Below are 16,926 nucleotides of genomic sequence, written 5' to 3'. Positions count from 1 at the left end.
GGCGCGCGCGGGCTCAGGTTTCCTGCGGCGCCAGCGCCTCGCTCGCGCTGCCCGAGCGCAGCGGCGCGCGGCTGTACTCGTTGCCCAGGTCCACGAACTTGCGCAGCAGGCGCAGGAACTCGCGCTGCTCGTCGGCCTCCAGGTGCGACAGCAGCGCCTGCTGCATGCGCCGCACGCCGGGCACGGTGCGCGCCAGCACCGCCTCGCCCTCGGCCGTGAGCAGCAGCCGGCGCTGGCGCCGCGGCAGCACCTCGCGCGTGATCCAGCCCTTGTTCTCCAGCCGCGCGGCGATCTCGGCGGCGGTGGAGGTGTCCAGCGCCACCTCCTGCGCCAGCCGCACCTGGTCCAGCCCGGGCTTCTCCTGGAGCATGCGCAGCACCGAATACTGGATCGGCGTCACCTCGCGCCCGACCTCCTCGTAGAACACCGACACGGCGATCTGCTGCGCGCGCCGGATCAGGTGCCCGGGCTGGTCATAGAGCTCGATGGCCAGGAGATCGGCGGGCGGGGCGGCGTCGGAAGGCATGGCGAAAAGGGCGGCGGGGGCAACGGCCTGGGAAGCGCGAATTCTGCACGCAGCGCCCGGCGCGCTTCCCATGCCAGCCGCCATCCTCCGAATGGTCATGCTTGAGATGGATCAATCGACGTGGAGTCCGGCACGCCGTTACAGCTCTGGACCCTTCAGTCCATCCGTGACATCCCGATGAGCAGTTATCGCAGCTCAAGCGTGCGCCCGGAAGCCTCGGGTGCCTGAAAGACCAAGCCATGATTTCCTTCAACAAGCTCCGACTCGGTTCGCGCCTGGGCATGGGCTTCGCCGCCGTGCTGGTGCTGATGCTCGGCATCGTCGTGACCGCCCTGGTCAACCTCAACAAGGTCGGCGCCGCGTCCGACCGCGCCATCGAGGTGGACTGGGTGAAGTCCGAGGCCACGGCCACGCTCAACGCCTACACCCGCGCCAACGCCCGCCGCACCATGGAGCTGTTCTTCGCCAAGGACGAAGCTGACCTGCAGCGGATCAAGCAGCACATCGCCTCCAACAAGCAGAAGGTGAGCGAGTCGCTGGAGACGATGGACCGGCTGGCCTACACCGACCAGGGCAAGGCCATCATCGGCCGGATCAAGGAATACCGCGCCGCCTACGTCGCCTCCTTCACCAAGGTGGAGCAGCTGCTGGGCAAGGGCCAGCGCGACGAGGCCTCGGCGCTGCTCACCGCCGAGACGCTGCCGGCCATCGACCGGCTGCAGAACGAGGTGGAAGTCTTCTCCGAGCTGCAGAAGGGGCTCATGGCGGCCAGCAACGAGCAGGTCACCGGCGACATCTCTTCCGCCCGCGTGGAGATCCTGGTGCTGGGCGTGATCGCGCTGGTGGTGGGCGCGGGCTTCGCCTGGTGGCTCACCCGCACCATCACGGCACCCATCCTGCAGGCGGTGAAGGTGGCCAAGACCGTGGCCGCCGGCGACCTGACCTCGCGCGTGCAGGTCACGCGCCAGGACGAGACCGGCGAGCTGCTGCAGGCGCTGGACACCATGAACCACAGCCTCCAGGACATCGTGGCCCGCGTGCGCCAGAGCAGCGACTCCATCGCCACGGGCAGCCAGCAGATCGCCACCGGCAACGCCGACCTGAGCCAGCGCACCGAGGAGCAGGCCTCCAACCTGCAGCAGACCGCGGCCTCGATGGAGCAGCTCACCTCCACCGTCAAGCACAACGCCGACACCGCCGCGCAGGCCACGCAGCTGGCCCACAGCGCCAGCCATGCCGCCGCGGAAGGCGGCGCGGTGATGACGCGCGTGGTGTCCACCATGGAGGAGATCAGCGCGGGCTCGCGCAAGATCGCCGACATCATCGGCGTGATCGACGGCATCGCCTTCCAGACCAACATCCTGGCGCTCAACGCCGCGGTGGAAGCCGCGCGCGCCGGCGAGCAGGGCCGCGGCTTCGCCGTGGTGGCCGGCGAGGTGCGCAGCCTGGCGCAGCGCAGCGCCGAGGCGGCCAAGGAAATCAAGTCCCTCATCGGCTCCAGCGTGCAGAAGGTGGAAACCGGCTCGCACCTGGTGGACGACGCCGGCCGCACCATGCACGAGATCGTGAGCCAGGTGCGCCGCGTCAGCGACCTCATCAACGAGATCGCCGCGGCCAGCACCGAGCAGAGCCAGGGCATCAACCAGGTGGGCGACGCGGTGTCGCAGCTGGACCAGGTGACGCAGCAGAACGCCGCGCTGGTGGAGCAAAGCGCCGCCGCCGCCGAGAGCCTGAACCAGCAGGCCGCCCGCCTGGCGCAGGTCGTGCACGGCTTCAAGCTCGACGGCTACCAGGCCGCCGGCACCCCGGCGACCAGCCGCCTGGTGGCCCCGGTGGACTTCCAGTTCCCTCCGGCACCGGCCGCAGCTCCGGTCGCGGCCCCGGCCGAGCCCCGCGCCGCCGCGGCGCCCATGCCGAGCGCATCCATGCGCAAGGCGGCGCCGGTGCACACCGCCCTGGCGGCTCCCATGGCCCCCGCTGCCCCGGCCGCGCGCACGGCCCGCGAGGAGGCCGACGCCGCGGAGTGGGTCAACTTCTGACCTGGGCGCCTCAGCTGCTGGCGTACTCCTCGCGCGCCAGCTCGCGCATGAAGGTCGGCCGCAGCCACAGGCGCGGCGGCGCATCGGCCGCGGCCAGCAGCACCGCGTTCTGGCCGAACTCCTCCATCAGCCGCTGCAGCAGCAGCGGCGGCGCGTCGAAGACGGCCAGCAGCGGCTCCACCGGCCGCGCGCTGCCGTCGCGGGCCCGGCCCTCGGCCTCGACGCAACGCAGCCCGGCCGCCTCCAGCGCGGCGCGCAGCGCGCCCTGGCGCCGCGCGTTCTCCTCCAGCGACAGCATCTGGCTGCGCGGGTTGTAGGCCGTGAGCACGGCCAGCGAGCGCGCGCCCTGCCCCGCCAGGAAGCCCGCCAGCGCTGGGTTGCGGTCGCCCGGGTGCAGCGGCGCGTCCAGCCCGGCAACGAAGTAATTCGTGTTGGCGTAGCCGGCCAGCAGGTCGTCGGCATCGGCCGGCGCCATCGGGTCGGCCTCGGCCGGCACGCCGCCCGGCTCCTCGTCGGGCGCCGCGGCATCCGTGTAGGCGCAGGCATGGGCCAGCACCAGCTCGCATGAATGCAGCGCGGCGTCGTCCAGGCAGGGCGGCAGCGCGGGGGGGTGCAGCTCGCCTTTGCCCTGCGGCGCGGGGCCGATGCCGCCGGGCTTGAGTTGCCGCTGGCGCGCCGACTCGTCGGTCCAGCGCGACTTGCGGTAGGCCACCACCCGGGCGCCGGCCTCGTCGAGCAGCTTCAGCGCCTCCTCGGTGAACACCGTGCCCACGGCCACCACGCCGTCGGGCGCGGGCTCGCCCAGCCGGCGCAACGCCTTGCGCACCGGCGGCGAGGGCACCACGTCGCGCGGCGCATGCGCGAACAGCAGCAGCGAGTACTGCGCCTCGGGGCGCGTGGCCTTGCGCAGCGCCTCGTGATAGGCGCGCGGCACGGCGTGATGCAGCTTGTCTCCGGGGATGCGGGCACGGATGGTGGGCTTCATGGCCTGCCCCGCAGCAAACGGCGGGCGCGCGGCCGGCCCCGGATGGGGGAGCCGCGCCGCCGCTGGTTCTACAGGCTCGAGCCGATATTGTTCAACCCACCTGGACAGTTACCTCAAATATTGAGGTTCTTATCCAGAAATTCTGACCAATCCCCGGCTGCCAGAGCTGCCGCCCGCACCCTACTCCGCCGCCCTGCGCAGCGTCTGCACCACCGGCCGGCGCAGCACGCCGCGCAGGCCCCACCAGCCCGCGGCCAGCGCCAGCAGCGCGCCGGCGGCGGTGCCGGCCAGCGGCACCAGCGGCGAGGGCCGCCACGTGAACTCGAAGGCGTACTTCGCCAGCGCCCAGCCGACCGCCACCGCCGCCACCGAGGCCAGGAAGCCCGCCAGCGCGCCCACGCCCAGCAGCTCGGCGCGCTGCACGCGCTGCAGCAGCGCGCGGCCCGCGCCCAGGGCGCGCATCACCGCGTACTCGCGCTCGCGCGCCTCGCGCGTGGCCGTCACGGCGGCAAAAAGCACCACCAGCCCGGCCGCCAGCGTGAAGCCGAACAGGAACTCCACGGCGCGGATCACCTGGTCCAGCACCGCCTGCACCTGCGCCAGCGAGGCGGAAATGTCGATGTTGGTGACGTTGGGAAATTCGCGCACCAGCCGGTTGTCGAAGCCCGGCACGGCCGGCGCGCGGAAGGCGGAAATGAAGGTGGCGGGCACCTCGTCCATGCGCTCGCGCGGGAACATCACGAAGAAGTTCACCCGCATCGAGCCCCAGTCCACCTTGCGCAGGCTGGTGATGCGGCCCTCGTGCATCACGCCGGCCACGTCGAAGCGCAGCCGGTCGCCCAGCTTCAAGCCCAGCGTCTGCGCCAGTCCCTCCTCCACGCTCACGGCATCGGGCTCGTCGGGCGTCCACTTGCCCGCCGCGACCTGGTTGTGCCCGGGCATCTGCGCGTCGTGGCTGAGGTTGAACTCGCGCTCGGCCAGGCGCTGCGCGCGCTCCTCGCTCCACTCCTCGCCCTTGACGTTGCGGCCGTTGATGGCCACCAGCCGGCCGCGGAACATCGGGTACCAGTCATAGCCCTGCACGCCGGCCTCGCTGAGCATGCGGCGGAATGGCTCCGCCTGGTCGGGCTGCAGGTTGATGACGAAGCGGTTGGGCGCATTGGGCGGCGTGGCCTGGCGCCAGCTGTCGATCAGGTCCGTGCGCAGCAGCACCAGCAGCACCAGCGCCAGCAGCCCCACGGCCAGCGCCGACACCTGCAGCACCGCGAAGCCCGGCCGCGCCGCCACCTGGCGCGTGGCCAGCACCAGCCAGCGCGGCGCCTTGCGCGCGCGCGGCACCGCGCGGCGCAGCAGCAGCACCGCGCCCCAGGCGATGAGCGCGAACAGCGCCACCGCGCCGGCGAAGCCGCCCACGGCGATCAGGCCCATCTTCAGGTCCGACGAGGCGGCCACCAGCAGCGCCGCGAAGCCCAGCGCCCCGGCCAGCAGCACCACCAGCGAGGCCGCCTTCAACTGCCCCACGTCGCGCCGGATGACGCGCAAGGCCGGCACGCGGGCCAATTGAAGAACAGGGGGCAGCCCGAAGCCGAACAGCAGCGTGAAACCGACGCCCAATCCGAAGGCGGCGGGCTGCCAGCCGGCGCCGGGCAGCTCGGCCTCCACCAGCGCGCCCAGCAGCAGCACGAACACATGGTGGATGCCCCAGCCCGCGGCCACGCCCAGCGCGCTGGCCAGCAGGCCCACGGCGCCGAACTCCAGCACGTAGGCCGAGGCGATGGCGCGCTGCGGCAGGCCCAGCACGCGCAGCAGCGCGCAGTCGTCGAGGTGGCGCTGCGCGAAGTCGCGCGCGGCGATGGCCACCGCCACGGCGGCCAGCAGCGCCGCCAGCAGCGCCACGAGGTTGAGGAACTTGTTGGCCCGCTCCAGCGTCTGGCGCATCTCCGGGCGGCTGGCCTCCAGCGACTCCACGCGCAGGCCGCGCAGGTTCTGGCTGCGGATCTGCTCCTGGGCCCAGTCGGTGAAGCGGCGCACCGCCGCGCCGCTGTCGCCCGGCGCCGCCACGGCCAGGCGGTAGGTGACGCGGCTGGCGGGCTGGATCAGCTGCGTGGCCGCCAGGTCCGACTGCCGCAGCATCACCCGCGGCGCGAAGGCCAGGAAGCCGGCGCCACGGTCCGGCTCGAAGGCGATGACGCGCTCGATGCGCAGCCGCGACTCGCCCAGCAGCAGCGCATCGCCCACGCGCAGCTGCAGCGCGTCCAGCACCGCGGCGTCCACCCACACGCTGCCCGGCGACGGGATGGCCGTGGCCGCCCGCGCCGCCGCATCCGGTTGCTCGCGCACCCGCACCGCGCCGCGCAAGGGGTAGCCCTCGCCCACCGCCTTCACCGCCACCAGCCGCGTGGCGCCGCCCTGCTCCTCCGGCGCCAGCGCCATGCTGGGGAAGGTGGCGTGCTGCGTGACGCGCAGGCCCAGCGCGCGCGCCTGGGCCTCGAAGGCCGGCGGCAGCGGGTGGTCGGCCGCCACCAACGCGTCGCCGCCCAGCAGCGCCCCGGCGTCGCGCGCCAGGCCGGCATTGAGCCGGTTGGCGAAGAAGCCCACGGCGGTGAGCGCCGCCACCGCCAGCAGCACCGCCACCACCAGCAGCCGCAGCTCGCCGGCGCGCAGGTCGCGCCAGGTCTGGCGCCAGGCCAGCTTCACGATGGAGGGCGACAGCGGGGCGCTGGCCGGGGTGGAGGCGGCCGGGCCGTGGGAAGTGGTCGCCGCGACCGCGGCGGAGGACGGGGCGTCGGGGGTCATGGCGGGGACGATAACCGAGCCGGTTCAGCCGGCTGAATGCCGGGTGCAAAGCCCTGCAACGCCCGCGCCGCGGCGGGCTGCTTCAATGGAGCGCATGAACACGCTGCCTTCGCTTTTCCTGTCCCACGGCTCGCCCATGATCGCGCTGGAGCCCGGCGCGGCGGGCGCCTTCATGGAGCGCCTGGGCCCGGCCATCGACGCCGTTTTCGGCCGCCCGCGCGCGATCCTGGCCGTGTCGGCGCATACGCTCACGCGCGAGCCGGTGCTGCTGGCCGCCGAGCGCCATGAGGCCGTGCCCGACTTCGGCGGCTTCCCGCAGGCGCTGTACGAGATGCGCTACGACGCGCCCGGCGCGCCGGCGCTGGCCGAGGAGGTGAAGGCGCTGCTGGCGCAGTCCGGCGTGACGGCGCATGTGCTGGCCGAAGGCGGCCTGGACCACGGCATCTGGACGCCGCTGCGCTACGTCTATCCGCAGGCCGACGTGCCGGTGCTGCCGCTGGCCTGGATGCCGATGGCGCCGCCGGCGCAGCAGTTCGCCCTCGGTGAGGCCCTGGCCGCGCTGCGCGCGCGCGGCGTGCTGGTGATGGGCAGCGGCTCGATCACGCACAACCTGCGGCTGCTGTCCACCTTCACCGGCCGCGCGCCCATCGACGCGCCGGAAAAGGCCGAGAGCAAGGCGTTCCGCGAGTGGTTCGCCGAGCGCGCCGCGGCGCGGGATTGGGACGCGCTGTTCGACTACCGCGCCCAGGCGCCGCATGCCGCGCTGATGCACCCCACCGACGAGCACCTGCTGCCCTGGTACGTGGCTGCCGGCGCGGGCGGGCGCGACACGGCGCCGCTGCGGCTGCATGAGAGCCACACCTACGGCGCGCTGGGGATGGATGCGTATGGGTTCGGGGCGGAGGCGGAGAGGCTGCGGGAGGCGTTGGCCGTTTGACTCAAAACGCGTACCGAATCGGACACCCCGGCAGTCCCTGCTCCAGCAGTTCCTTGAAGATCGCGACCATCTTCCCCTTGAGCCCCGTGCGGTAGCGCACGTTGTCCGCGCCGTTCTCGCTGCGCTTGCTCTCCTGGAGCTTGGGCACCCACAGCATGGCCTCGGCCTTCGGGTGCCAGCCCAGGTTCACCTCGTGCAGCGCCTCGTTGTGGGTGAGGAAGATCACCTCGGCCGCGATCTGCGCCCGCGCCCTGGGCGACAGCGCATCCGCCACCTGCGCGAACAGCTCGGCGTAGTCGGCGCGCCAGCCCTCGTAGACGATCACCGGGCTGAAGTTCAGGTGCACCTCGTAGCCGGCGTCCACGAAGTCGTTGATGGCGGCGATGCGCTCGGCCACCGGCGAGGTGCGCACGTCCACCACCTTGGCCGCGCGCTGCGGCATGAGCGAGAAGCGGATGCGCGTCTTGCCCTGCGGGTCGTAGTCCAGCAGTTCGCGGTTCACGTACTTGGTGGCGAACGAGCCCTTGGCATTGGGAATGCGGCGGTACAGGGCCACCAGGTCGCGCACGTTGTCCGACACCAGCGCGTCGGCGGAGAGGTCGCCGTTCTCGCCGATGTCATAGACCCAGTACGCCGGATCGACCTGGTTCGGCTCGGTCTTGGGGCCGAGCTTCCTGGCGTGCTTCTCCAGCGCCTCGGCGATCTGCTCGATGTTGACGAACACCGTGATCGGATTCGCGTAGCCCTTGCGGCGCGGCACGTAGCAGTAGGCGCAGGCCATGGCGCAGCCGTTGGAGCTGCCCGGCGCGATCCAGTCGGCGCTGCGGCCGTTGGGGCGGCAGCTCATCGACTTGCGCACGCCCAGCACCAGCACGTCGCGCTTGGTGCGCAGCCACTCGCCTACCAAACCCTCGTTGCCGTGCAGGCCGGGGATGTTCCAGTGCGAGGGGACTTCGATGCGCTCGGCCTCGGGGAAGCGCGCCAGGATCTCGCGCCCGCGGGCGTACTGCGCCACCGCCGGCTCCAGGTAGATGGTCTTGACCCGCAGCAGCGAGGCGGGGCGGCTGGTCACGATGTCCATGCCGGGGGGTGGCAAGAGGTGTTCCGCCAAGGCCGGGCCCCGCCCGCGCTCACTTCGCCGCCGACGGCAGCGTCCCCTGCACGCCCTGCACGAACCAGTCCATGCGCGCGATGGCGGCGTCGTCCAGGGCGCCCTTGTCCTGGCGCACGCGGCCGTCCTGGTCCACCAGCCGGCCGCCGAAGGGAATCAACTTGCCCTGGGCGATGGCGCGCTGCCTGGCCTGCACCTCGTCGCGCAGCGCCTTGGGCAGCGCGGGGTTCAGCGCGGCCAGCTCGACCATGCCGTCCTTGATGCCGCCCCACACCGGCGTGGGCTGCCAGCGCTGCGCCATCACCGCTTTCGCGACCTGCGTGTAGTAGCCGCCCCAGTTGGCCACCACCGCGGCGAGCTGCGCGTGCGGGGCGAAGCGGCTCATGTCGCTGTGGAAGGCGAGCAGGTGCACGCCCTTCTCCTCGGCCGCCTGCGGCACCGCGGGCGAGGCGCTGTGCGGGGTCAGCACGTCCGCGCCGGCGTTGACCAGCGACAGCGCCGCCTCGCGCTCCTTGGCCGGGTCGAACCAGGTGTTGAGCCACATCACCTTCACTTGCGCCTTGGGATTGGCGGCCTGCATGCCCAGCGCGAAGGCGTTGATGCCCTGGATCACTTCCGGCAATGGGAAACCCGCCACGTAGCCGGCCGTGCCGCTCTTGCTGACCTTGCCCGCGAGGTAGCCGGCGAGCCAGCGGCCCTCGTAGAAGCGGGCGTTGTAGGTGCCCAGGTTGGCGGCGGTCTTGTAGCCGCCGACATGCTCGAACTTCACGTTCGGGAACTCGCCCGCCACGCGCAGCGCGGGCTCCAGGTAGCCGAAGCTGGTGGCGAAGATCAGCTGGTGGCCCTGGGCGGCGAGGTCGCGCATCACGCGCTCGCTGTCGGGCCCTTCGGGCACGGCCTCGACCACGGTGCTCTTCACGGCCGCGCCCAGCGCCTTTTCCATGGCCAGGCGGCCCTGCTCATGTTGAAAAGTCCAGCCGGCCTGGCCCACGGGCGTGACGTAGACGAATGCGGCCTTCAGCGGCGCGGCGAACGGCTTGGAGGTCTGGGCGAAGGCGGGAGAGGCAGCGACGCACGCGGCGAGCAGCGCGCCGCGCCAGAGGTTTTTGAACATGGTTGTCCTCGACATGGCCACCGGCAAAAACAAACGCGCCGCGGGTGGCGCGCGGCGCGTGGGAGAAGCCGGAATTGTAGGCAGCGGGCGGAACCGGGGCCGGCGAGCCCTCTCCAATCCCGCATCACGACCAAGAGGAAGGTTTTTCCATGCTGCTGCTGATCTGGACCCTCGCCGCCCTGGGGCTGGCAATGTGCGCGCTGCTGTCCTGGGCGCTGTACGCGCTGCTGCGCATGGACCCGTCCTGGCTGGGCGACCTGCCCGGCCTGGCGCAGCGGCTGCCCTACCAGCAATGGCTGGACGACCTTTTCCCCGGCTGGGAGCAGCTGCTGGCCTGGGCGGTGGACGTCGCGCAGTGGATGCTGGGCTGGGCCGGTGCCGCTGCGCCGGTGGTGGCCTGGATCTTCTTCGCGCTGTGCGCCAGCTTCGTGCTCATCGGCGCGGCGCTGCTGACCGTGGCGGTGAAGCTGCTGCGGCGCAAGAACGCCCCGGCCCGCGCCTCGGCCTGAAGCCGGGCACCCGCGCCTGACCGGCCGGCCGGCGCCGGTCGGGCGCCCTGCAGCGCCGGGCAGAATCGGAGCCTTCCGCCGCCCTGCCCGCGCCCCGCCGTGAACCTGCACCGACTCGATCTCGTCTCGCTGGCGCTGTTCGGCCTGGTCGCGCGCAGCGGCAGCATCAGCCGCGGCGCCGAGCTGGCGCACCTGGCGGTGGGCGCGGCCAGCAAGCGCATCTCCGATCTGGAGGCCGCCGTGGGCACGCCGCTGCTGGAGCGGCATTCGCGCGGCGTCACGCTCACCCCGGCCGGGCAGGCGCTGCAGCGGCATGCGCAGCGCATCCTGGGCGACGTGGACCAGCTCGCCGCCGAGCTCTCCGACTTCGCCGCCGGCGTGGTCGGCGTGGTGCGGCTGTGGGCCAACACCTCCGCCGTCATCCAGTTCCTGCCCACCGACGTCGCGTCCTTCGTGGCCGAGAACCCCGGCATCCGCATCGAGCTGGAGGAGCGCGACAGCTCGGACGTGGTGCTGGCCGTGGCCGACGGCCGCGCCGACCTGGGCCTGTTTGCCGAGCGCACGCCGCCGCTGGGGCTGCAGTCGCTGCCCTACCGCCAGGACCGGCTGGTGCTGGTCGCGCCCGAGGAGCACCCGCTGGCGCAGCGCGAGGCCATCGATTTCGTGGAAGCCTGCGACTGCGAGTTCGTCAGCCTGTCGTCCAGCACCTCGCTGGCGCAGCGGCTGCAGCTGGAATCCAGCGCGCTGGGGCGGCGGCTCAAGCTGCGCATCCAGGTGCGCAGCTTCGACGCCATGTGCCAGATGGTGGCCGCCGGGCTGGGCGTGGCGGTGCTGCCCGAGGCCGCGGTGCAGCCGCATTTGCGCTCCATGGGGCTGCGCCGGATCACGCTGCGCGACGCCTGGGTGCGGCGCCAGCTGCTCATCGGCGCGCGCGACTTCGCCGCGCTGCCGCGCCCGGCGCGGCTGCTGATGGACCACCTGCTGCAGCGGCGCCCGCCGCGACCGCCTCCGGGTTGACCCGCAGTTGCTTTCGCAAGTTGCGAAAGCTCAAGTCACCCAGTTGTCATTCCCCACGAAGGCCGCCCTTCCCACAATGGCATCCGCACCGCAGGCTGCGACCCGCGGACTTCCTTTCAGGAGACACCCATGACCACCACATCGATCCCGCCCAGCGCGCTGCAGGGCGTGCGCGTCATCGAGATGGGCCAGTTGATCGCCGGGCCCTTTGCCGGCAAGACCCTGGCCGACTTCGGCGCCGAGGTCATCAAGATCGAGGCGCCCGGCAGTGGCGACCCGCTGCGCAACTGGCGCCTGATCCAGGACGGCACCTCGGTGTGGTGGCAGGTGCAGTCGCGCAACAAGCGCTCCATCGCGCTGGACCTGCGCAGCGACGAGGGACAGGACATCGCGCGCCAGCTGATTGCGGAAGCTGACGTCCTGATCGAGAACTTCCGGCCCGGCACGCTCGAAGGCTGGGGCATGTCGTACGAGGCCCTGAGCGCGCTCAACCCGGGGCTGATCATGCTGCGCATCTCCGGCTACGGGCAGACCGGCCCGTACCGCGACCTGCCGGGCTTCGGTGCCATCGGCGAGGCCATGGGCGGGCTGCGCCACCTCACCGGCGAGCCGGGCCGGGTGCCGGTGCGCTGCGGCATCTCCATCGGCGACACGCTGGCGGCGCTGCACGGGACCATCGGCGTGCTGCTGGCGCTCTACCACCGCCAGGCGCATGGCGGAAAGGGGCAAGTCATCGACGTGGCGCTGCACGAGGCGGTGTTCAACGTGATGGAAAGCCTCATTCCCGAGTACAGCGCCTTCGGCGCCGTGCGCGAGGCCGCGGGCAGCGCCCTGCCCGGCATCGCGCCCTCCAACGCCTACCGCTGCAATGACGGCTACGTGCTGGTGGCGGGCAACGGCGACAGCATCTTCAAGCGGCTGATGGCGGCCATCGGCCGGGACGACCTGGGCAACGACCCGGCGCTGGCCGACAACGCCGGCCGCGTCAAGCGCGTGGCCGAGATCGACGCCGCCATCGAGGACTGGACCAGCCCGCGCAGCGTGGCCGAGGTGATGGAGGTGCTCAACGGCGCGCGCGTGCCGGTGGGCAAGGTCTACACGGCGAAAGACATCGCCGAGGACCCGCACTACCGGGCGCGCGACATGATCCTGGAGCAGCCCACGCGCGACGGCCACGTGGTGGCCGTGCCGGGCGTGGTGCCCAAGCTGCTGGGCACGCCGGGCAGCCTGCGCACGCCCGCGCCCAAGCTGGGCGACGACACCGACGCGGTGCTGCGCGAGATCGGGCTCACGGAACAACAGATCGCGGCGCTGCGCGAACGCAAGGTGGTGGCATGAGCAACAACGAAGTCTGGAACGGCGCCGGGCGGCGCATCCACATGCAGGAAGTGGGCACCCGCGACGGGCTGCAGGTCGAGCCCGCCTTCGTGCCGACCGAGGACAAGATCGCGCTGGTCAACGCGCTGTCGCACGCCGGCTTGGCCAAGATCGAGGTCACGGCCTTCGTCTCGCCGCAGGCGATTCCGGCGCTGCGCGACGCCGAGCAGGTGCTGCGCGAGATCGAGCGCGTGCCGGGCGTGGTCTACAGCGCGCTGGTGCCCAACGTGCGCGGCGCCGAGCGCGCCATCGACGCGCACGCCGACGAGCTGAACCTGGTGATGTCGGCCAGCGAGAGCCACAACCTGGCCAACCTGCGCATGACGCGCGAGCAGTCGTTCAAGGCGCTGTCGGCCGTCAACGCCATCGCGCGGCCGGCGGGCAAGCCGGTGAACGTGTCGCTGTCGTGCAGCTTCGGCTGCCCGATGGAGGGCGACGTGCCGGAAGACGTGGTGCTGGGCTGGTGCGCGCGCTTCGTCGAGGAGCTGGGCGCGCGCGGCGTGACGCTGTGCGACACCACCGGCATGGCCTACCCGGGCCAGGTCGCGGCGCTGGTGCGCGCCTTCCGCGCGCGCTGGCCCGGCACCGAGCTGACGCTGCACTTCCACAACACGCGCGGCCTGGGCCTGGCCAACGTGCTGGCCGCCATCGACGCCGGCGCGGACCGCTTCGACGCCTCGCTGGGCGGCCTGGGCGGCTGCCCCTACGCGCCCGGGGCCACGGGCAACGTGTGCAGCGAGGAGATCGTGCATGCCCTGCAGCTCATGGGCTACGACACCGGCGTGGACCTGGAGCGGCTGATCGAGGCCGCGCGTCGCCTGCCCGCGCTGGTGGGGCATGGCATCCCCAGCCAGATCGTCGCGGCCGGCCGCCGGCTGGATTTGCACCCGCGCCCGGCGGACTTCGACGCCATCCGCGAGCGGGCGCTGGCGCGCGGGTGAGCTACTGCATTGACCGTTCGCCCCGAGCCCTTCGACAAGCTCAGCCCGAACGGAAAACCTCTCGCAAGACCAAGAGAAACCCAAGGAGACAACCATGACGATTCGCCGACGCCACTTTCCCCTGCTGGCCCTGGCCGCCGCCGCCACGCTGGCCGCCGGCCCGGCCGCCGCGCAAGGCGGCAACTACCCGAGCCGCCCCATCACCCTGATCGTGCCCACCGCGCCGGGCGGCACCACCGACATCGCCGCGCGCATGCTGGCCGACCCACTGGGCAAGGCGCTGGGGCAGACCGTGGTGGTGGACAACCGCGGCGGCGCCAACGGCGCCGTGGCGGCGGTGGCCGTCAAGCGCGCCGAGGCCGACGGCTACACGCTGCTGATGCAGTACTCGGGCTATCACGTCATCACGCCGCACGTGAGCACGCAGCCGGCGCAGTGGAGCGCCGAGGACCTGCGCCCGGTGGCCAACGTGCTGAGCGCGCCGCAGGTGATCGTGGTGCGCGAGGGCCTGCCGGTGAAGACCATGGCCGAGCTCATCGCCTATGCCAAGGCCAATCCGGGCAAGCTGAATTACGCGTCCTCGGGCAACGGCTCGCTGCAGCACGTCACGGGCGCGATGCTGGAGCAGCAGGCCGGCATCCAGATGAACCACATCCCCTACAAGGGCACGGGCCCGGCACTGCAGGACCTGCTGGGCAGCCAGGTCGATCTGACCTTCGGCACCCCGCCGCCGTACATGCCGCACATCGCCAGCGGCAAGCTGCGCGCGCTGGCCGTGACGGGCAAGGCGCGGCTGCCCTCGCTGCCCAATGTGCCCACCGCGGCCGAGGCCGGGCTGCCCAAGCTGGACGCCACCTCGTGGTTCGCCGTGTTCGCGCCGGCCAAGACGCCGCAGCCGGTGATCGACAAGCTCAGCGCCGAGATCGCCAAGGTGATGGCCACGCCCGCGTTCAAGCAGAAGGCCGCCGAGCAGGGCGCAACGGCCGACTACATGAGCCCGCAGCAGCTGGGCGACTACAGCCGCGCCGAGCTCGCGCGCTGGGGCCAGGTGGTGAAGGCGTCGAAGATCTCGGCGGATTGAGCCGCCGGGCCGGTGCTCAGCGCCGGCCCAGCTCCTGCCGCAGCGCCTTCACCAGCGCGGCATCGCTGCCCTCGCGCACGAAGCGCTGCGGGCTGTCCGCGGCATAGAGGCCGGCGCCGCCCTGCCAGGGCCGCAGCAGCCACAGGCCGCGGTCGCCGCGGCGGTAGGTGATGGCGTCGCTGGCCGCCAGCAGGCCCGACGGCACCACCACCTGCACGCTCTTCAGGCCCGGCGGGCCCTTCCAGACCTCGCTGACGGCGATGCGGCCCACGGCCTGCGCCGGCGTGTCCGGCAGCGGCGCCGGCGCGTCGCTCACCCACTCGCCGACCACGATCAGCTCGGAGTGCCGCACCAGCTCGGCCTCGGTCATGCGGGCCCACATCGCCCGCGCCGGCCCGATGGCCAGCAGCCCCAGCAGGCCGCCCAGCCGCAGCACGCGCCGGCGCCCGGTCGCGAGGATGAAAGCGTTGTTGCGCATGCCGCGGCTCCTTCCGGTTCAGGCCTTGATCTTGCGCCGCCGCACCAGGCCCACCGCTCCCAGGCCCAGCAGGGCCAGCGTGGAGGGCTCGGGCACCGCCGCCGTGAGGGGCGCGCCGTAAAGGTACTGGATGCCCGCGATGTCGTCCGCCTGCGGCCCGACGAAGGCCTCGTTGTAGGTCGGCGCCATCAGCGCGCCGCCGTCGCCGGAATGCTTCAGGCCCAGCGCATGGCCGATCTCGTGCGTCAGCACCTGGAAGATGTCGATGCCCGATCCGGCATAGCCGATGGTCCAGTTCTCGGAGGTGTCGAGATGGATGTCGCCCGCCGCGGAGCCGTAGTTCTCCGGCGGGTAGTAGCCGTGCGCCAGGGTGTTGTAGGCCCCGTCCAGGTAATGGGCGCCGATGCGGATGTCGCCCGAAGTCGTGTTGGCGCCGAAGGCCGCGCCATCGTCGGCCACCTGCACGAAGCTGAGATTCGCCACCGCCGACCAGGCGGCAAAGGCGCGCTCGATCTCGTTGAGGTACCCGCCGGGCAGGAACGCGCTCAGTGCGGTGGTGCGGCAACCCGCGAACTCCAGCGCGCAGCTCACGCCGCCGCCCATCAGGCTCCAGGTGATGGTGGCCCCGGTACCCGGCGTGGGATCGCCCCACTTGCCCGGCGAGGTGCTGCCGATCACGTAGGCCGATGCCGCCATCGGCGTCACGAGCGCGGCGGCCAGAACCGCGCGGGCCAGGGTCTTTTTCATGCTTCTCCCCCTGCACACGAGAAAACCCGGTTCGCATCCGGGCCGGTCCGGCACTCCTGCTGGTGCGGCTTCCAGGCCCCTCCATCGAAAGATCAAGGGTGTGCGCCTTGAAAACCGGGACTGCAAACTCCTGTTACGGACGGATTGCCCTGGGTTTGAGTCCTGTTAACCCGGGTGCGGTCACGGATCGGTGTTGCGGACGCGTTTTGCGCGTCGCATTTCACGCCATCGGCCGCGCGGGCCCGCTATGGAGCATGGGGGAGAACGGGAATGCCGGCCGCCGCCGGCATGGCGGCGGCCGGCATGGGCCTCAGCCCTGGACCAGGCTGCGCCCCCTGCGCCGCGTCACGGCCACGCCGGCCAGCCCGGCGGCAAACAGCAGCAGCGAGGCCGGCTCGGGCACGGGCTCGGGCGCGCGCACGCCGTAGAGGTGGCGCACGCCCTCGATGTCATCGGCCTGCGGACCGCGGAATCTCTCCTGGTACCAGGCGTTCATCAGGGAGTCGGTGTTGCTGGTGTGTTCCAGGCCGATGGCATGGCCGATCTCGTGCGCCATGACCTGGAAGATGTCGTAGCCCGGGCCGTCGAAGCCGATGGTCCAGCTCTCGGCGGTGTCCAGGAAGATGTCACCGGCACCGCTGGTGCCGTTGAGCGGCGGAAAGTAGCTGTAGGCCAGGGTGCCCAGCGCGCCGTCCATGGCATGGGCGCCGATGCGGATGTCGCCCGAGCGGGTGGGCAGGTCGAAGGCCGCGCCATCGTCGGCCACCTGCACGAAGTTGATGTTGGCAACCGACGACCAGGCCTCGAAGGCCAGCTGGATCTGCGTGAGGAAGCCCGTGGGCAGCAGCGAGTTCAGCGCGGTGGTGGCGCAGCCCGAGTACTCCGCGGCGCAGCTCACGCCGCTGCCCATCAGGCTCCAGGTCACGGTGGCGCCGGTGCCCGGCGTCGGACTGCCCCATTTGCCGGGGCTGGTGGGACCGACCACGTAAGCCGATGCCCAGCCTGGCAAGGCCAGTGCGGCCGTCAGCGCAAGGCGCATCAGGGTTTTGTTCACGTTACCTCCTGCGGGATGTTGGAGGCTGCGCCGGACCCCGTCACCGGCGCGATCCCGGCGAGCCTGCTTGCGGTCCATCAAGCTGTGGACCCTCTGGCAGTATTCCCGTTGCCTCCAATCGCAAGAAGGCGAAAGCCAACCCTGAACAAGTGAGCGAAGGGCAGCTTTCTGTAAGCAATCCTTGCCTCTGTACGGAAATGGAAACGGCCCGCCG

General features: G+C 71.9%; 15 protein-coding genes. 7 read left to right on the top strand and 8 right to left on the bottom strand.

All coding sequences use genetic code 11. The annotated features are described in order from the left end of the window. Positions 1–13: 13 nt before the first annotated feature. Complete coding sequence (locus HHL10_RS07620; RefSeq protein WP_169159752.1) at positions 14–526, bottom strand: MarR family winged helix-turn-helix transcriptional regulator; 513 nt, start codon at positions 524–526, stop codon at positions 14–16. A gap of 239 nt (positions 527–765) precedes the next feature. On the opposite strand from HHL10_RS07620, the gene HHL10_RS07615 reads away from it, so the two are divergent. Next, on the top strand, positions 766–2,565 hold the full coding sequence (locus tag HHL10_RS07615; protein WP_169159751.1) for a methyl-accepting chemotaxis protein: 1,800 nt from the start codon (positions 766–768) through the stop codon (positions 2,563–2,565). Positions 2,566–2,575: 10 nt separating this feature from the next. Here the strand turns inward: HHL10_RS07615 and HHL10_RS07610 are convergent, their stop codons facing one another. Beyond that, a complete protein-coding gene (locus HHL10_RS07610; protein ID WP_169159750.1) occupies positions 2,576–3,550 on the bottom strand; it encodes a DUF3293 domain-containing protein in 975 nt (324 codons plus the stop codon). A gap of 180 nt (positions 3,551–3,730) precedes the next feature. Then, positions 3,731–6,346 carry an ABC transporter permease gene (locus HHL10_RS07605; protein WP_235971181.1) on the bottom strand — a complete coding sequence of 872 codons (2,616 nt, stop codon included), beginning with the start codon at positions 6,344–6,346 and terminating at the stop codon, positions 3,731–3,733. A gap of 94 nt (positions 6,347–6,440) precedes the next feature. On the opposite strand from HHL10_RS07605, the gene HHL10_RS07600 reads away from it, so the two are divergent. Further along, the gene (locus tag HHL10_RS07600; protein ID WP_169159749.1) at positions 6,441–7,283 is read left to right on the top strand and encodes a dioxygenase family protein; all 843 of its coding nucleotides are present in this window, start codon (positions 6,441–6,443) and stop codon (positions 7,281–7,283) included. A gap of 1 nt (position 7,284) precedes the next feature. Here the strand turns inward: HHL10_RS07600 and HHL10_RS07595 are convergent, their stop codons facing one another. Together HHL10_RS07595 and HHL10_RS07590 are read right to left on the bottom strand one after the other, a co-directional pair. Beyond that, positions 7,285–8,364: a spore photoproduct lyase family protein gene (locus HHL10_RS07595; protein ID WP_169159748.1), complete on the bottom strand. Its 1,080-nt coding sequence runs from the start codon at positions 8,362–8,364 to the stop codon at positions 7,285–7,287. 49 nt (positions 8,365–8,413) lie between these two features. Beyond that, on the bottom strand, positions 8,414–9,508 hold the full coding sequence (locus HHL10_RS07590) for a BMP family ABC transporter substrate-binding protein (protein ID WP_169159747.1): 1,095 nt from the start codon (positions 9,506–9,508) through the stop codon (positions 8,414–8,416). 149 nt (positions 9,509–9,657) lie between these two features. On the opposite strand from HHL10_RS07590, the gene HHL10_RS07585 reads away from it, so the two are divergent. The 5 genes from HHL10_RS07585 to HHL10_RS07565 all read left to right on the top strand — a co-directional run bounded on the left by HHL10_RS07585 (position 9,658) and on the right by HHL10_RS07565 (position 14,433). Next, on the top strand, positions 9,658–10,017 hold the full coding sequence (locus tag HHL10_RS07585) for a hypothetical protein (protein WP_169159746.1): 360 nt from the start codon (positions 9,658–9,660) through the stop codon (positions 10,015–10,017). A gap of 99 nt (positions 10,018–10,116) precedes the next feature. Continuing rightward, positions 10,117–11,034, top strand: coding sequence for a LysR substrate-binding domain-containing protein (locus tag HHL10_RS07580; protein WP_169159745.1), 918 nt, complete (start codon positions 10,117–10,119; stop codon positions 11,032–11,034). 129 nt (positions 11,035–11,163) lie between these two features. Beyond that, entirely contained in the window at positions 11,164–12,372 is a 1,209-nt protein-coding gene (locus HHL10_RS07575) for a CaiB/BaiF CoA transferase family protein (RefSeq protein ID WP_169159744.1), read from the top strand. Next, positions 12,369–13,352 (top strand): hydroxymethylglutaryl-CoA lyase, encoded by a 984-nt coding sequence (locus tag HHL10_RS07570; protein ID WP_169159743.1) that lies wholly within the window; start codon positions 12,369–12,371, stop codon positions 13,350–13,352. Before HHL10_RS07575 ends, HHL10_RS07570 begins: the two co-directional genes overlap by 4 nt. Positions 13,353–13,446: 94 nt before the next feature. Further along, positions 13,447–14,433 carry a Bug family tripartite tricarboxylate transporter substrate binding protein gene (locus HHL10_RS07565; RefSeq protein ID WP_169159742.1) on the top strand — a complete coding sequence of 329 codons (987 nt, stop codon included), beginning with the start codon at positions 13,447–13,449 and terminating at the stop codon, positions 14,431–14,433. Positions 14,434–14,449: 16 nt separating this feature from the next. On the opposite strand, the gene HHL10_RS07560 is transcribed toward HHL10_RS07565, so the two are convergent. The 3 genes from HHL10_RS07560 to HHL10_RS07550 form a co-directional block, all read right to left on the bottom strand. Then, positions 14,450–14,911, bottom strand: coding sequence for a hypothetical protein (locus HHL10_RS07560; RefSeq protein ID WP_169159741.1), 462 nt, complete (start codon positions 14,909–14,911; stop codon positions 14,450–14,452). Positions 14,912–14,929: 18 nt separating this feature from the next. Beyond that, positions 14,930–15,658, bottom strand: coding sequence for a matrixin family metalloprotease (locus HHL10_RS07555; RefSeq protein ID WP_169159945.1), 729 nt, complete (start codon positions 15,656–15,658; stop codon positions 14,930–14,932). A gap of 310 nt (positions 15,659–15,968) precedes the next feature. Then, a complete protein-coding gene (locus HHL10_RS07550) occupies positions 15,969–16,712 on the bottom strand; it encodes a matrixin family metalloprotease (RefSeq protein WP_169159740.1) in 744 nt (247 codons plus the stop codon). Positions 16,713–16,926 lie beyond the last annotated feature (214 nt).

The organism is Azohydromonas caseinilytica (assembly GCF_012927045.1).
In the GTDB taxonomy this organism is placed as follows: Bacteria; Pseudomonadota; Gammaproteobacteria; order Burkholderiales; family Burkholderiaceae_C; genus Azohydromonas; species Azohydromonas caseinilytica.
This window is presented reverse-complemented; position numbering and strand designations above follow the sequence as displayed.